The sequence below is a fragment of the Virgibacillus sp. JSM 102003 genome, from assembly GCF_041949995.1.
Classification (GTDB): domain Bacteria; phylum Bacillota; class Bacilli; order Bacillales; family Amphibacillaceae; genus Lentibacillus.
In genome coordinates this window covers 57,716-72,092 of sequence record NZ_JBHFQH010000017.1, presented here as the reverse complement: position 1 = coordinate 72,092, position 14,377 = coordinate 57,716, and the positions used below count along the sequence as shown (strand labels likewise).

The window sequence follows — 14,377 nt, the reverse complement described above, 5'->3', positions numbered from 1 at the left end:
TTGGATTTAGGCGATTTGATCGCTTTCGTTTAAAGGTGTTATTACATCATCAATATAAAAATGTGAATCTAAGGGTGGCATAAATAAGGAGTGAGCAGTCGCTCACCCCAACATTTGACTTAGAACCGTTTTTTAGGCAGAAAAACTTATCGAGCTCTTATTGCTATAATAAAAAATCTTTTAAAAAAGAAAACTCTAAAGAATCTGTGACAGAAAGAATTGGAGGAATTGAGAGTGATCATTCCTTATCAATAAATTGAAGAGAGGTGTTCCTTCATGACAAATAATAAAACGAATCCTAAGGTTGATAAATTTTTAAGTAAAGCCGAGAAGTGGAAGGAAGAATATGAGAAGTTAAGGGGTATTGTTCTTGACTGTGAGCTGACCGAAGAATTTAAGTGGAATTTGCCTTGCTATACGTTTAAGCAAAGTAACATAGTTATAATACAAGGCTTTAAAGAATACTGTGCGATTATGTTTTTTAAAGGTGCCTTGTTGAATGACCCCAAAAGTATTCTGATAAGACCAGGGGAGAATTCACAGGCGCAGCGCCAGATTCGTTTCACCAATGTTCAAGAAATAGTTGAGATGGAATCTATCTTGAAAGCCTATATTTATGAAGCGGTTGAAGTTGAAAAAGCGGGTTTGGAAGTGAAAAAGAAAACAGAATTCAAAATTCCTGAAGAACTTGAAACTAAATTTAATGAAATCCCTGCCTTAAAAACTGCTTTTGAAGCTTTGACGCCAGGACGGCAACGAGCATACATAATCTATTTTTCTAAAGCCAAACAATCTAAAACTCGTGAGTCAAGAGTTGAAAAATATATGCAGCAAATTCTCGACGGAAAGGGACTAAATGACTAGTCTATTCAAATATTAGTTTGTATGCTTCTTATGCTTTGTTTTAGTTAAACAACTGATATTAGAAATAATTATTGGTTGGAAAGAATGAAATAAACTCCAAGGAACCGCTCAATTAAAGGGCGGTTCTTTTATGAGAATTCAATAATGCTTACGATAATAAGTATTGTCAGGAAAGCTATACCAGATCCAATCCACCAATAATTCCTGGAGGCTGTTTCGTTCTTTAATAAAAAGTAGTTAATACCAAGAAACAAAACAGCGCCTAGGGCCAGACTTAGTAGTGCTTCGAGTGAATTTAATTGAAATGGTTTTCCCCAGCTAAAGAGTACCCAAAAATATATGTATGCGTAAAACGTAATTATCCCAATGATAATATTCACTACATAGAAAATTGTTTTTTTAATTTTATTCAATGGAACACCCCTTTAGTGTAGAAGATACTGATAGAATAACGAAAAAAGGAAGGAACCACAAACGCACTACCTTCAATACGTAATTTACGTTATAATTAATCTTACAAATGAAACTTTTCAAACATCTATAGAAAAAATAATTTTAGGGGGAATATGATGATACAATTTCCAAAACCAACTGTGGAGCAATTTTTTCGTACGTATGTTATCACGAATTTTACAGTGAGTAATGATGAAGAACGTCTTGTATTCAGTTCAAACCTGAATGGCAAAATGAACTTGTGGGCAATGGATCTGCCTGACACATTTCCATATCAGTTTGCCCAGTATGATGAATCCTGCAGCTTTATTAAATTTGATCCAGAAAATCGCCACGTATTAGCTGGATTTGATAAAGACGGCGATGAGAACCACCATATTTATGCAATACCAAGTGAGGGTGGCTTACCGCAGCCATTGATTTCAGGAGATGCAGCGGAGAAGTATTTTTTTGCTCACCTGAGTGAAGATGGTAAGCGTGTCTATTACATGACTTCAGAGGAAAACCCGTCATTTCTGAATGCACGTGTCCGTAATTTGGAAAATAACACAGATACATTAGTCAATATTGGCGAAGTTTCTCCTACCGAATTAGCAGCTGTTTCAAAAAGTGAGGACGCTTTTGTCTATTTAAGGGCTTTTGCAAATACGTTTGTTACAGGATTTGTTAAAACCGGTGAAGAACAGCACAGCTTAACTCCTGATCCTGAAAAAGTTCATGTAACATTTGATCCTGTGTTTGTTGATGAAAAAACGATTTATTTTGTAACCAACTATGATAGTGAATATAGTTATGTTGCTGAATTTGATCTTGAAACAAAAGAGTTCTCATCACTGATTTCAATTGAGAATGAGAGTGTCGAATCACTAAAATTCAATAAAGAGAATAATGCGTTATACCTTGCTACTGAAAATGGGGTTACAGATGAATTATACCGTTATGATCTGGGTGCTAAAAGTCTTATAAAATTGTCGGCACCAGTCGATGTGATTGAACAAATTCATCTAGCAAAATCAGGGAACATTTATGTATTAGGACGGAGCGCGACAGTACCACATAATATTTTTAAATCTAAAGACGGCAAAGATTGGAAGCAATTGACCAACAATCGTGTGTTGGGACTGGATAACGATGATATGGTTGAGCCTGATGTTGTTTCCTATAAGTCATTTGATGGGATGGAAATTGAAGCCTTACTGTTTAAGGCAAAGCCTGAAAATGATAATGGCTATACGATATTTTGGCCGCACGGCGGACCACAAGCATCTGAACGAAAGTCATTCCGCTCGATGTTCCAGTGTTTTCTTAACCGTGGATACACAATTTTTGCGCCAAACTTCCGTGGCAGCACAGGTTATGGGTCATCTTTCGTAAAATTAGTCGAACAGGACTGGGGAGAAGGGCCACGTTTGGACTGTGTAGCGGGTATTGAATGGCTATTTGAGAAAAATATAACGGACCGTGAAAAGTTATTCCTGGTTGGTGGCAGTTATGGTGGTTATATGACATTATTACTTCACGGACGCCATCCAGAATACTTTAAAGCCTGCGTTGATATTTTTGGACCATCCGATTTATTCTCGTTCATCAATTCTGTACCACCGCACTGGAAGCCAATTATGGACCGATGGTTAGGTGATCCGGAACGTGACAAAGAACGCTTTATCAAAGACTCACCAGTGACATATTTGGATGGTATGACGAAGCCAATGCTCGTTATCCAAGGAGCAAAAGATCCGCGTGTCGTGAAAGAAGAATCCGACAATATAGTAGCCAAGCTTGAAGAAGCGGGCCGTGACGTCGAGTATCTCGTGCTTGAAGATGAAGGACACGGTTTCTCTAAAAAGGAAAATGAAATTAATGTTTATAACCGTATGCTGGATTTTTTGGAAAAGCATCAGGTGTAAGTTTACGGTCTAAATAAGCTGTGATACCTATTACCCCTTTGGATATTATTTTCTAAAGGGGTTCTCTATAATTCGCCAAAAAGGGACACAATCGAGACTATTTGAGAGGAGAATATGATTCAGATGTCCATCGTTATTAATGAATGTACACTTCAGGATTTAAAAACACTTCAAGAAATAAGTTATACCACTTTTAATGAGACTTTTTCAGATATGAATACAGAGGAGAACATGATAGCTTATTTGGAAAATGCCTTTAACTTAGAGAGGTTAGAAGAAGAAATATCAAGCCCATATTCAAACTTCTTTTTAATTCATTACAATGGAGTACTCGCGGGTTATTTAAAAGTAAATGTTAATGAAGCCCAAACGGAAGATATGGGAGAGGAAGCGCTGGAAATTGAAAGGATCTATATTAGAGAACAGTTTCAAAAACATGGTCTTGGTAAGCATCTGCTTGATAAATCCATGGAAATTGCAATGAAACATAATAAAAAGAAAATCTGGCTAGGTGTATGGGAGAAGAATGAAAATGCTATAGCTTTCTATAAGAAATTGGGATTTGTTCATATTGGATCCCACGCTTTTTACATGGGTGATGAAGAACAAATAGATTTTATCATGACCAAAACACTTAAATAATCCTTTGAAAGGAGGATTCTTATGTATATCCCCAAACATTATAAAGTCACAGACTTTGATGAAATTAAAGAATATATTCAGAATAACTCTTTTGGTACAATTGTAACGACAAAACAAGGAAAACCTATTGCCTCTCATTTGCCTTTAGAGTTACATAAACAAGAAAATGATTACTATATTACCGGACATTTCGCTTATGCTAATCCTCAGTGGAAGTCATTCGAGAACGATAATGAAAACGTCCTTGTAATGTTCCAAGGCCCCCATGCTTACATTTCATCCTCTTGGTATAAATCTGAAGATGTGCCAACATGGAATTATCAATCTGTACATGTATATGGAACAGCTAGTATAATGAGTGAACAGGAATTGCAAGAAGATCTTAAACTACTATTACAAAAATATGAGCAACATCGTAAGAATCCAGCTTTATGGGAGAGTCTTTCCTCACAAACTAAAAAGCAAATTAAAGGTATTGTTGGCTTTAAAATTAAAATACAAGAAGTTCAAGCTGCTTACAAATTAAGCCAAAACCGAAATGAAGAGGACTATAACAATATCATTGATAAACTCTATGAGGAAAAAGAATTAAATACTAAGGCATTAGCAGAAGTGATGAAAAATAGAAAGTAATGGATTAATCTATCTAAAAGTTTTTTCGGAAGTGGGTACGATATTAATAAATATTTAGTAATCCTTAAGAAACACTGCTTTTTCCCTAATATTTGCTTATGTTTATAGCTAATATAATAACGCCAATAAGGAGGATTGTTTCATGACAAATTCGTCAGGCAAGAAGCGGACTGATTCTGCTTCAAAAGTTATTAAGGCATCACCGCAAACCATCTACCAAGCATTCACTGACCCGGATGCGCTCGTTTCATGGCTGCCGCCGGAAGGGATGGAAGGTAGTATCGATTTTTTCGAACCCTGGGAAGGAGGGGCCTATCAAATGTCACTTACGTACGTAAGCCCAGCCCGTACCATGCGCGGCAAAACATCGGAGGACACGGACGTCGTTCGGGGGACATTTTTAAAACTGGTAGAGGACAAGCAAATCGTGCAAGAGATCAAATTCGAATCAGAGGATCCCTCTTTTGCGGGTGCAATGATTATGACCTGGGCTTTGGACACTATCTCGGAGGGCACCAAAGTCACTATCATTTGTGAAAACGTACCTGAAGGAATACGGCAGGAGGATCACGAAGCAGGCCTGAAATCAACTTTGGAGAACCTTGATATATATGCTAAACAGGATAGAGCTTGATCTATAACTACTATCGTTCGCCAGCTCAAAAAAGTGGCATGATTTAAAAAATATTTCACATGCCACTTTTTCCGGTTGGGTTTCGATTGTAGAAGTAGAAAGATAGGGCTACTTATAACTGCATGTTCGAATAGCGTGTTCGGTTTCTGAAATAAGATCTTTATTACCATTTTCCAGGCGAATTTCCAAAGCTTTATTAAAGTAATCTGTTGCACGCTGAAATTCTTTTTGGTCAAACAGGTTTTTGCCATAATGCTGGTAGACAAAATCCAAATATGCACTATAATTCGGATCCGTTTCTGCCATTTCAATTAATTCAGCAAACATTTTGTTGGAAATATCGAATTTGTTCTCCCATTGATAGGTATTTGCCAAACGTATTTTATTAACAAATACACTTTGCTCATTGTTCATATTTTCGGAAATTGTAATTGCTTTATTAAGGTGTTTTTTACTTTCTTCCAATTCACCTATTATTCTTAAAAAGTAACCAAGCAGCCCGTACCGCTTACTTTTTTCATAATCATCATATGTATTATTATTAAGCTGTTCCTTAATATATAGCATTCCTTCAAGCATACTCAACTGATCCTGAGCAACTTCCCGTAAATTGGGACCATATTTAAATTTCATGTTAAATGGGATATCTGCAATATTCATAGAATCACCTTGGCTTTCAAATATTTTTTCGTACAAACTCTCTTTCTAGCATAAAATGATTTTTCTGATAAAACTGTCTGGCAGATTCATTTTTAATCCAGTAATCGAGCTCTATACAATCAACTTGTTCGCTGTGTGCAATTTGCTGGGTCTTCTCCATTAATGCTTGTCCATAGCCTTTTCGTTGCTCTGACTCGTTTATACTAAGCTGATGCACATACAGGCTTTTATATGCCTTTTTAAATGGTGTACTAGGCTTATTTAGTATTTCAAAAAAGATAAACCCTTTATTTTCATTTTCATCTGACAAAATTAAAAAGGTGTATTGTTCATGTTTCATTAACTTTTCAAACTCGAATTCCATTTCTAATAAGTTATACGGTGTAAAATAACGAGGGTATAATTTAACGTGCAGGTTGTGAACAACTTCATTTAGCCGTGCAAGTTTCTGATAATCATATGATCTAAATATTTTAATTAGATTCACCTCATATTTTTCTCCTAGTATACATGATGACATCATACAATGTACATATATGTAAAATCGACATATAAATAAAACAACACCCTTTCCGAAAAAAAGTAATTGACCGTATAAGCTTGCCTCGGTTAAAATGTAATGAGCCCTTTAAAAAGGTTTACTATCCGAAATTTTAAGTTAAACGCGAGGGTGGATGTATTTATTCAAATATAGAAAGGTGGATCGATGTTACAACGTACGTAAAGCGCCTGAACTATTTTCTGGACGGGAATGAAGATAGTTGACGAGGTGGAGGTTAATCGAATGAATCGGCGGATACCTCCCGATTGCACATCCCAATCGATATGCTTTAATTCTAAAACAGCAAGGTGACTTGTTGGACAATAGAATAAAGCAGGATGCATTAATTATATGTACACGGGAAAGGGGCAGCCGAACGCCCCAGTATAATTAAACGTACAGGTCGTTTGTCTGCCTCTTTTAATCAAGGAGGATGCAACGATATGTGTGGAATTGTAGGATATATTGGACAGAATGATACAAAAGACGTATTGCTAAATGGACTGGAAAAGTTGGAATACCGTGGTTATGATTCTGCGGGAATTGCAGTGTTAAACGATAATGGAATGAATCTTTTTAAAGTGAAAGGCCGAATTGCAGCATTACGAGGCCGTGTAGATGAATCTGTTGAATCAACAATGGGAATCGGTCATACACGTTGGGCAACACATGGTGTTCCAAGTGCGACGAATGCACATCCACATCAAAGCACAACAGGCAGGTTCACCGTTGTTCATAACGGTGTCATCGAAAACTTTCAGGATTTAAAAAGAGATTATTTGGGTGATGTTTCGTTTGTCAGCGAGACAGATACAGAAGTTATTGTTCAGCTAGTTGAGAAAAACTTCAACGAATACGAAGACACTGCAGAAGCATTTCGCCAAACAATTAGTCTATTAAAAGGATCCTATGCGATCGGATTAATCGATAAAGAAGATCAGGATACCATTTATGTGGCAAAAAATAAAAGCCCATTACTAATTGGCCTGGGTGACGGCTTCAATGTAATTGCAAGCGATGCAATGGCAACATTGAAGGAAACAGATCAATATCTTGAGATTTATGACCAGGAAGTTGTTCTTGTAAATCGTAGTTTTGTTGAGGTGCAAAAGCTGAATGGTACAGTCGTTGACCGCAAACCATTTACAGCACAAATTGATGTGAGTGATACCGAAAAAGGAACATATCCTCACTTCATGCTGAAAGAAATTGATGAACAGCCGTTTGTTATGCGCAGAATCATCCAGGAATACCAGGATGACAACAACAACCTTAAGCTTGATCAGGATATCCGTGATGCAATGAAAGCGTGTGACCGCATTTATATCATTGCAGCAGGCACAAGCTATCACGCTGGGTTAGTTGGCAAACAGTTCATTGAGAAATTAGCAAAAGTACCAGTCGAAGTCCATGTAGCTAGTGAATTTTCTTATAATATGCCGCTGCTATCAGAAAAACCATTATTTGTGTTTATATCACAAAGTGGTGAAACAGCCGATAGCCGATCAGTTTTAGTAAAAATAAAGGAATTGGGACATCCAGCACTAACGATTACCAACGTGCCAGGATCCACCCTTTCTCGTGAAGCGAATTACACATTAAATCTTTATGCAGGACCGGAAATCGCAGTCGCATCAACCAAAGCCTACACAGCACAAATGGCAGTTTTAGCCATATTGGCAGTAGATACAGCACAGGCAAAAGAACTGCAGTTAGACTTTGACCCAATGCAGGAGCTAGCCATTGTTGCAAATGCGATGGAGGTGCTAACAGATCAAAAAGAAGCTATTGAAGACTTAGCAAAGAACTATCTGGCAACATCACGTAATGCATTCTTCATCGGACGCAGCACCGACTATTATGTATGTATAGAGGGTGCACTTAAGTTAAAAGAAATCTCTTATATCCAGGCAGAAGGTTTTGCCGGTGGAGAATTGAAGCACGGAACAATTGCGTTAATAGAAGATGGAACTCCTGTAATTGCTTTAGCAACTCAATCAGAAGTTAATTACGGAATCCGCAGTAACGTACAGGAAGTAGAAGCGCGTGGCGCAAACGCAATGGTCATGAGCATGAAAGGCTTAGAACAGGATACGGATGCATTTGTTGTACCACACGTGCATGAGCTCTTAACGCCACTAGTAAGCGTCGTACCGTTGCAGCTTCTAGCATACTATGCAGCACTGCATCGTGACTGCGATGTCGATAAACCTAGGAATCTAGCGAAAAGTGTCACGGTTGAGTAGAGTTATAGAATGTAAGTAAAGATTTTGTCTAGTCACAAAAAAGATGTGACATAAAATAGTTGAACAAATTGTTAACGAGTTTGTTACCTATTGCTGTAGATTAAAAATAAAGTCATACCGTTTATAAAAAGATGAACCGTTTTAACCCTTTGGATCTGATGTGTCCAAAGGGTATTTTTATGGAAAAATTAATATTCCGCAATCGGGCCATATTGTTGAAGAATTCCTTGTTGAATGAGATAGGTTAAATTAGCTTGCGTAATGATGTTAGAATGACTCTTTTGAAGATATTGCTTTTAAAAATGTATAATACTATAAGAAAATATCTTATGTTAAAATTTTATCAAAGTATACATAAGGGGGAACGGTGATGGTTCATTTGTTAACAAACCGTTCTTTTACTCACTTCGTTGTTGCTCGAATGATTCTCAATTTAGGTAAAAAGGTTTCATGGGTAGCACTAGGATGGTTTGTATATCAACTTACAGGATTAGCAACAGCAATTGGTATTGTTATATCAGCTGCAACAATAGCCCCATTAATCTCAAGTATTCTGGTGGGAGGGGTTTTAGACCAACTAAACAGACGAACTTTAATGATTATAGAAAACCTTGTAAGGGGTCTACTTGTTTCGATGATTCCAGTTTTATATTGGATGGATTTATTGAGCTTATCTATCATTATCGGTATCGTATTTATAAACGGTTTATTATCATCTATTACTGAAATCGGGAGTACCACAATTTTACCGTCTTTTGTAAAGGAACATGAATTACAAAACGCAAATGCCATCATGTCAATGACTGGACAAATCGGTTTTTTGGCGGGCCCAGCAATAGGTGGTTATTTTACCGCATTCTTCGGGGCTCCACTAACATTGTTTATCGACGTTTTATTTTTCTTTTTGGCTTCTTTTTTATATTTTCTAATCCCAGATAGCATTTTTAATCGAGGGTTAGATCAAACACAGGTAGGTTTATCCTTTAAAGAAAGTATGAATAAGTTTTTTGAAGATACAAAAGTCGGTTTTAAATTTTTAGTTCGCCATAGAAGCCTCATTATGATTGCATGTGTGACGTCAGTATTTAATGTCACGTATGCGCTTTTGGAGCCTGTTCTTCCGGTTTTTGTAGGTGAGTTTCTTAATGCCGGACCAAGTACACTAGGTCTTTTCTGGACTATATTTGCTATTGGTTCATTGTTGGGTTCTTTAATTTGGGTACGAACTAAAATTAGATGGAATTATTCTCATTCGCTAGGTGTAGTGATTTTCTTATGGGGTTTGGCTCCACTTACTTTTAGTTTTTTCACTAATGAATACATCGTTTATTTCATTATGTTTTTGGGTGGTATCGTTTATGCACCATACAATATTGTAGAACCAACCCTCGAACAACAGTTAATTCCTGGTCATTTGAGAGGACGTGTTATAGGAGTTATTGGATTAATCGCCGGTATGGGATTTCCACTTGGTACTTATGTTGGCGGATTATTAGGAGAGAATATCGGGGCAGCTAATACAATACTTGTTTCGGGCATAACCACCGTAATATTAGGAATTATAGTTTTTCAACATAATGCATTAAAGTTTACAAGTGAATCTATAAAAAAGGACGCTAATCTAAAATATGATTCATATATATAATTGACCTCATATAATCGGAGGTGAACGAATGAAGGTTATTGATTTGGAAGAGTTATTGAAGAAGCCACTGTTTGCTCATCTTTCAACATTTTCACCTGATAAAGAGTCAGCCAGTCAGCCATGAATTACTGAAACCTCCTCTAATCTTGATGAAAGACGAGCTGAAATTTACTGTTTCATAGAATGTAAGGAATGTGGTTGGGGAGAATAGATTCAATAAGAAGAATATATTTAGCCTCAGAATATAATTTCAGGGATATATAGGAGGTGCTAAATATGGAAAATTACGCATTAGAAACAGCTTATTATGATCTTTGTGGGATAGCCTATTTAAAGAATGGCTTTGGGTAGGGAACTGGAAATGTTTATAAACCATTTATCCAGGTACATGACAATATTCAAGACAATAAAGATATAGCCTTTCATGTTCAGATAATGTGTGGTGTATTCATAAACTAACCACGCGGTGAAGTAAAACCATTTATCATTAACTATCTATTGACTGAAGTCTTTTTAGTTAGACTGTCTAACACTTAAGATAGTGATAGTGGATAAAATAATGAGCATGCCAATAAGTTGAACAAAAGTCAAACTGTCTTTAAGAACCATTACGCCAAACAAGGAAGCTGTAACAGGCTCTACCATAGCGATCATTGAAGCAGTTGAAGGTGTTGTCCATTTGATACCGACTACATAGAAAACAAACGACACCCCGGATCCGACGAGACCTAACAGGATAAACAAACCCACATCACCCGAAGTTATGACAGAAAGTGCTTCCTGGTGGTCGATAAATAGTAAAAGTATCAAGGAAAATGCAAATAAAGCGATGGTTAATGTAGACTGCGGCTTACCAAAAGCGGAGGCTTTTTTAAAGCTGAAAATAAATAAAGCATACGAAAGACCAGAACCGAGTCCTGTAATAGTGCTTAGTGGGGTGACAGTTGATGATCCAGATTTATAAGCACCTGTAAGTAGGAAAATACCCACTAGTACAAAAACGATACTTCCCCATTTTAGCCAAGTGGAGCGCTCTAATCTTAGGAAAAACGAAATTAATAGTACAAACACTGGTGCAGTGTACATTAATGTAGCAGCGATAGCTATGCTAGACGCTTCAATACTCATAAAATAAAAGGTGAAATTTCCAGCTACACCAACTCCTGCAAGGGTAGACCATACGTACACAGATAAGGAGCTAGGCCAATTTTGTTTTGCCCGAAAAAGAAACCATGAAAAGATACATATAAGTCCTATGGCACCACGATAAAATGAAATAACAGTAGGGTTCCAACCTTTATTCATTAATATATCAGCGATTCCCCCGGTAATTCCCCAAAGTATAGCTGCCAACATAACCAAGCCTATTCCACCATATCTCATTGTCGACCTCCTGTTAACGATATTGTAATTAAAATTGCTATCTAGGGTGTATTCCATTTGAGAAGAGCATTTAAACGTAAAGTCTTTTATGTTGTTAGACTCTCTTTTGTTGTTTTCCTTCAAGGGAATTTTCCTTAATAGGAAATTTCCCTTGAAAGAAAATACGGGGTGTGATATGTTATCTACAGATAATGAAAGGAGGGGATGTATGCATGAATGCCGCGACTTTCAGTGCTCTGGCTGAACCCAATAGAATGAACATCATTGAATTGCTGCGAGACCTTGGAGCGCTAACCGTCGGGGAAGTCTCTCAGAAGCTCGGACTCCGAATGCCACAGTCTTCCAAACATCTTCATGTGTTGGCTAAAGTAGGACTTGTTAACGTGAAGGCTGATGCGAACAGACGAATATATTCCATTCGTCAAGAATCGTTTGTAGAGATGGACAAATGGTTAGAATCTTTCATCAGAGATAAAGAGGAACAGTTTGACAGATTTGAAGATCTTTTAATGAAAAAACAAGCTATTGAAAAGAGCGATGACGAGCAAATATGATGTTTCTCAAATTTAAAACAGAGGGGTAGATAATATGTCAAAAACTCAGATTATAGCTGAAAAAGGAACGCACGATGTTGTCATATCTCGTATCTTTAATGCGCCTCGGGAGCTTGTGTTTAAGACTTATACCGACCCAGTAACGGTCCCTGAGTGGTGGGGGCCGAAAAGGTATAAAACTACAGTAGATCAGATGGATGTGAAAAAAGGTGGCATATGGCGATTCATTCACCGAGATGTGGAAGGAAACGAATATGCATTTAATGGCGTTTATCATGAAGTCTCTTCACCTGAAAAGATAATCAATACCTTTGATGTTGAAGGCTATTCTGATTTTCTCGGACTTGTCACGATCCAATTTGAAGAAATGCCTGGTAGTAAGACGAAGTTTACTGAGACTACGGTATATCAGTCAGTAGAAGGTCGAGATGGAATGATAAAAGCGGGTATGGAAGAAGGAGCCATTGAACTCTTGGATCGGCTTGAAGAATTTTTGGATAAACTTCAGAGTAATTGAAGTTAATAACAATTTTAAGGAGGAATAACGATGACAAAAACAGGTCAAAACATCGTTCCGCATTTATGGTATGACAAGGAGGCAAAGGAAGCGGCAGAATTTTATGCTTCCATTTTTCCGGAGTCCAGAATCACGGATGTAACCCCACTTGATGACACACCATCTGGCGACTCGCATTTAGTTTCGTTTGAGTTGTGGGGGCAAAAGTTCTTGTCCATCAATGCAGGACCTATTTTCAAATTTAATCCAACGGTGTCTTTCATGGTTAATTTTGACCCAAAGAAAGATAAAGACGCGAGTGAAAAAATAAACAAGGTTTGGAATAAATTGTCTGAAGGTGGCACAGTGTTAATGCCGCTTGACAAGTACCCCTTTAGTGATAAATATGGATGGATTCAGGATAAGTATGGTTTGTCGTGGCAACTTATTTTAACCAATCCTGAAGACGAAGAGCGGCCTACAATCATGCCTTCGCTTATGTTTGTCGGTGATCAATACAACAAAGCCGAAGAGGCGATCAATTATTATCTATCAGTATTCAATAACGCAAAGAAAGGATCAATTGCAAGTTACCCTCAAGGTATGGAACCTGACAAAGAAGGAAGCATTATGTTTTCAGATTTCATAATTGAGAATCAAATGTTAGCCGCAATGGACAGCGCGGGAAATCATCCATTCAGTTTTAGCGAGGCAATCTCATTGACGGTATATTGTGACACGCAGGAAGAAATAGATAACTACTGGAACAAGCTTTCCGCAGTTCCTGAATCTGAACAGTGTGGCTGGCTGAAAGATAAGTATGGAATGTCCTGGCAGATTGTACCGAGAGAAAAGGAAGCGATGATGAACAATGGAACACCAGAACAAGTTGCGCGCGTAACACAAGCAACCTTGAAAATGAAAAAACTTGATCTTGAGGAATTACAGAAGGCATACAGAGGTTAATGAATACAGCCCGCTAGTTGACAGACATGTTAACTAGATTCAATGTATAAACATCGTTCTTTGTCAACTACCGGGCTGGAGTTTTAAAGAACTTCGTTGTGAGCTTTAACTTGATTTTTTTTATTTATGAAATTTTCAAAAGAGAAGGGAAAACTATTATTTATGAAAAAATCAATTCGTGATGAAATGATAAACCGATTGGAGTTTTTTTTAGGTAAATGGGAAATAGAAGTAATTCATCCGCATTTCCAAACTAATTCGATTTATGGACAAACGAAATTTGATTGGATGGAGAGAGAGAAGTTTATGGTTCAGCGAACTTCTATAAATCAATCCGAGTTCCCAAGCAGTACGATTGTTTATGACTATGATTCTAATTCTGGTACTTATTTACAACACTATTTTGATTCACGAGGTGTAACTCGTCTATATAATATGAGTTTTGAAAACAATTATTGGAAAGTGTGGAGGGATACATCAGATTTTTCACAATTAGACTTTTATCAGCGTTTTGTTGGAGAAATCAATGAGTCTGGAGATACAATACAATGTTCATGGGAAACATCACATGACGGTTCACACTGGGAACACGATTTTAGACTCATATATAGAAAAGTCATTCAGAAGACATAATCTTGTCATTGAAGATTTATTAAAACATTTTTACTGCATAAGTGCAACTTAAGCTATAAATACATGAGCCAAAAGTTACGTGAAATAAATAGGTAATATTTACTCTGTTTATTCTGAATT

Annotated in this window: 15 protein-coding genes; 11 read left to right on the top strand and 4 right to left on the bottom strand. The window is 37.1% G+C overall.

Features of this window, described 5'->3' with window-relative positions; genetic code table 11:
* Positions 1-276 precede the first annotated feature (276 nt).
* Entirely contained in the window at positions 277-864 is a 588-nt protein-coding gene (locus tag ACE1TG_RS17115; RefSeq protein ID WP_375053623.1) for a YdeI/OmpD-associated family protein, read from the top strand.
* Between the two features lie 128 nt (positions 865-992).
* Here ACE1TG_RS17115 and ACE1TG_RS17110 read toward each other — a convergent pair whose 3' ends face one another.
* Positions 993-1,277 carry a hypothetical protein gene (locus tag ACE1TG_RS17110; RefSeq protein ID WP_375053622.1) on the bottom strand — a complete coding sequence of 95 codons (285 nt, stop codon included), beginning with the start codon at positions 1,275-1,277 and terminating at the stop codon, positions 993-995.
* Positions 1,278-1,433: 156 nt separating this feature from the next.
* Here ACE1TG_RS17110 and ACE1TG_RS17105 point away from each other — a divergent pair, with 156 nt between their 5' ends.
* The 4 genes from ACE1TG_RS17105 to ACE1TG_RS17090 all read left to right on the top strand — a co-directional run bounded on the left by ACE1TG_RS17105 (position 1,434) and on the right by ACE1TG_RS17090 (position 5,133).
* A complete protein-coding gene (locus tag ACE1TG_RS17105; RefSeq protein WP_375053621.1) occupies positions 1,434-3,224 on the top strand; it encodes a S9 family peptidase in 1,791 nt (596 codons plus the stop codon).
* A 123-nt stretch (positions 3,225-3,347) separates the two neighbouring features.
* On the top strand, positions 3,348-3,866 hold the full coding sequence (paiA, locus tag ACE1TG_RS17100; RefSeq protein WP_375053620.1) for a spermidine/spermine N(1)-acetyltransferase: 519 nt from the start codon (positions 3,348-3,350) through the stop codon (positions 3,864-3,866).
* A 21-nt stretch (positions 3,867-3,887) separates the two neighbouring features.
* Entirely contained in the window at positions 3,888-4,499 is a 612-nt protein-coding gene (locus tag ACE1TG_RS17095; RefSeq protein ID WP_375053619.1) for an FMN-binding negative transcriptional regulator, read from the top strand.
* A 142-nt stretch (positions 4,500-4,641) separates the two neighbouring features.
* Positions 4,642-5,133, top strand: a complete 492-nt coding sequence (locus ACE1TG_RS17090; protein WP_375053618.1) for an SRPBCC family protein — start codon at positions 4,642-4,644, stop codon at positions 5,131-5,133.
* Positions 5,134-5,241: 108 nt separating this feature from the next.
* On the opposite strand, the gene ACE1TG_RS17085 is transcribed toward ACE1TG_RS17090, so the two are convergent.
* Together ACE1TG_RS17085 and ACE1TG_RS17080 are read right to left on the bottom strand one after the other, a co-directional pair.
* The gene (locus ACE1TG_RS17085) at positions 5,242-5,793 is read right to left on the bottom strand and encodes a tetratricopeptide repeat protein (protein WP_375053617.1); all 552 of its coding nucleotides are present in this window, start codon (positions 5,791-5,793) and stop codon (positions 5,242-5,244) included.
* Positions 5,794-5,809: 16 nt separating this feature from the next.
* Positions 5,810-6,280 (bottom strand): GNAT family N-acetyltransferase, encoded by a 471-nt coding sequence (locus ACE1TG_RS17080; protein ID WP_375053616.1) that lies wholly within the window; start codon positions 6,278-6,280, stop codon positions 5,810-5,812.
* 497 nt (positions 6,281-6,777) lie between these two features.
* Between ACE1TG_RS17080 and glmS the strand changes: the two genes are divergently transcribed.
* Entirely contained in the window at positions 6,778-8,580 is a 1,803-nt protein-coding gene (gene glmS, locus ACE1TG_RS17075) for a glutamine--fructose-6-phosphate transaminase (isomerizing) (protein ID WP_375053615.1), read from the top strand.
* A gap of 370 nt (positions 8,581-8,950) precedes the next feature.
* Positions 8,951-10,225, top strand: coding sequence for an MFS transporter (locus ACE1TG_RS17070; RefSeq protein WP_375053614.1), 1,275 nt, complete (start codon positions 8,951-8,953; stop codon positions 10,223-10,225).
* A gap of 513 nt (positions 10,226-10,738) precedes the next feature.
* On the opposite strand, the gene ACE1TG_RS17065 is transcribed toward ACE1TG_RS17070, so the two are convergent.
* Entirely contained in the window at positions 10,739-11,608 is an 870-nt protein-coding gene (locus ACE1TG_RS17065; RefSeq protein WP_375053613.1) for a DMT family transporter, read from the bottom strand.
* A gap of 191 nt (positions 11,609-11,799) precedes the next feature.
* On the opposite strand from ACE1TG_RS17065, the gene ACE1TG_RS17060 reads away from it, so the two are divergent.
* The 4 genes from ACE1TG_RS17060 (at position 11,800) to ACE1TG_RS17045 (ending at position 14,257) form a co-directional block, all read left to right on the top strand.
* Positions 11,800-12,162, top strand: a complete 363-nt coding sequence (locus tag ACE1TG_RS17060; protein ID WP_375053612.1) for an ArsR/SmtB family transcription factor — start codon at positions 11,800-11,802, stop codon at positions 12,160-12,162.
* A 34-nt stretch (positions 12,163-12,196) separates the two neighbouring features.
* Positions 12,197-12,679 carry an SRPBCC family protein gene (locus tag ACE1TG_RS17055; protein ID WP_375053611.1) on the top strand — a complete coding sequence of 161 codons (483 nt, stop codon included), beginning with the start codon at positions 12,197-12,199 and terminating at the stop codon, positions 12,677-12,679.
* A gap of 30 nt (positions 12,680-12,709) precedes the next feature.
* A complete protein-coding gene (locus ACE1TG_RS17050; protein WP_375053610.1) occupies positions 12,710-13,624 on the top strand; it encodes a VOC family protein in 915 nt (304 codons plus the stop codon).
* 126 nt (positions 13,625-13,750) lie between these two features.
* The gene (locus ACE1TG_RS17045; RefSeq protein ID WP_375053609.1) at positions 13,751-14,257 is read left to right on the top strand and encodes a hypothetical protein; all 507 of its coding nucleotides are present in this window, start codon (positions 13,751-13,753) and stop codon (positions 14,255-14,257) included.
* Positions 14,258-14,377 lie beyond the last annotated feature (120 nt).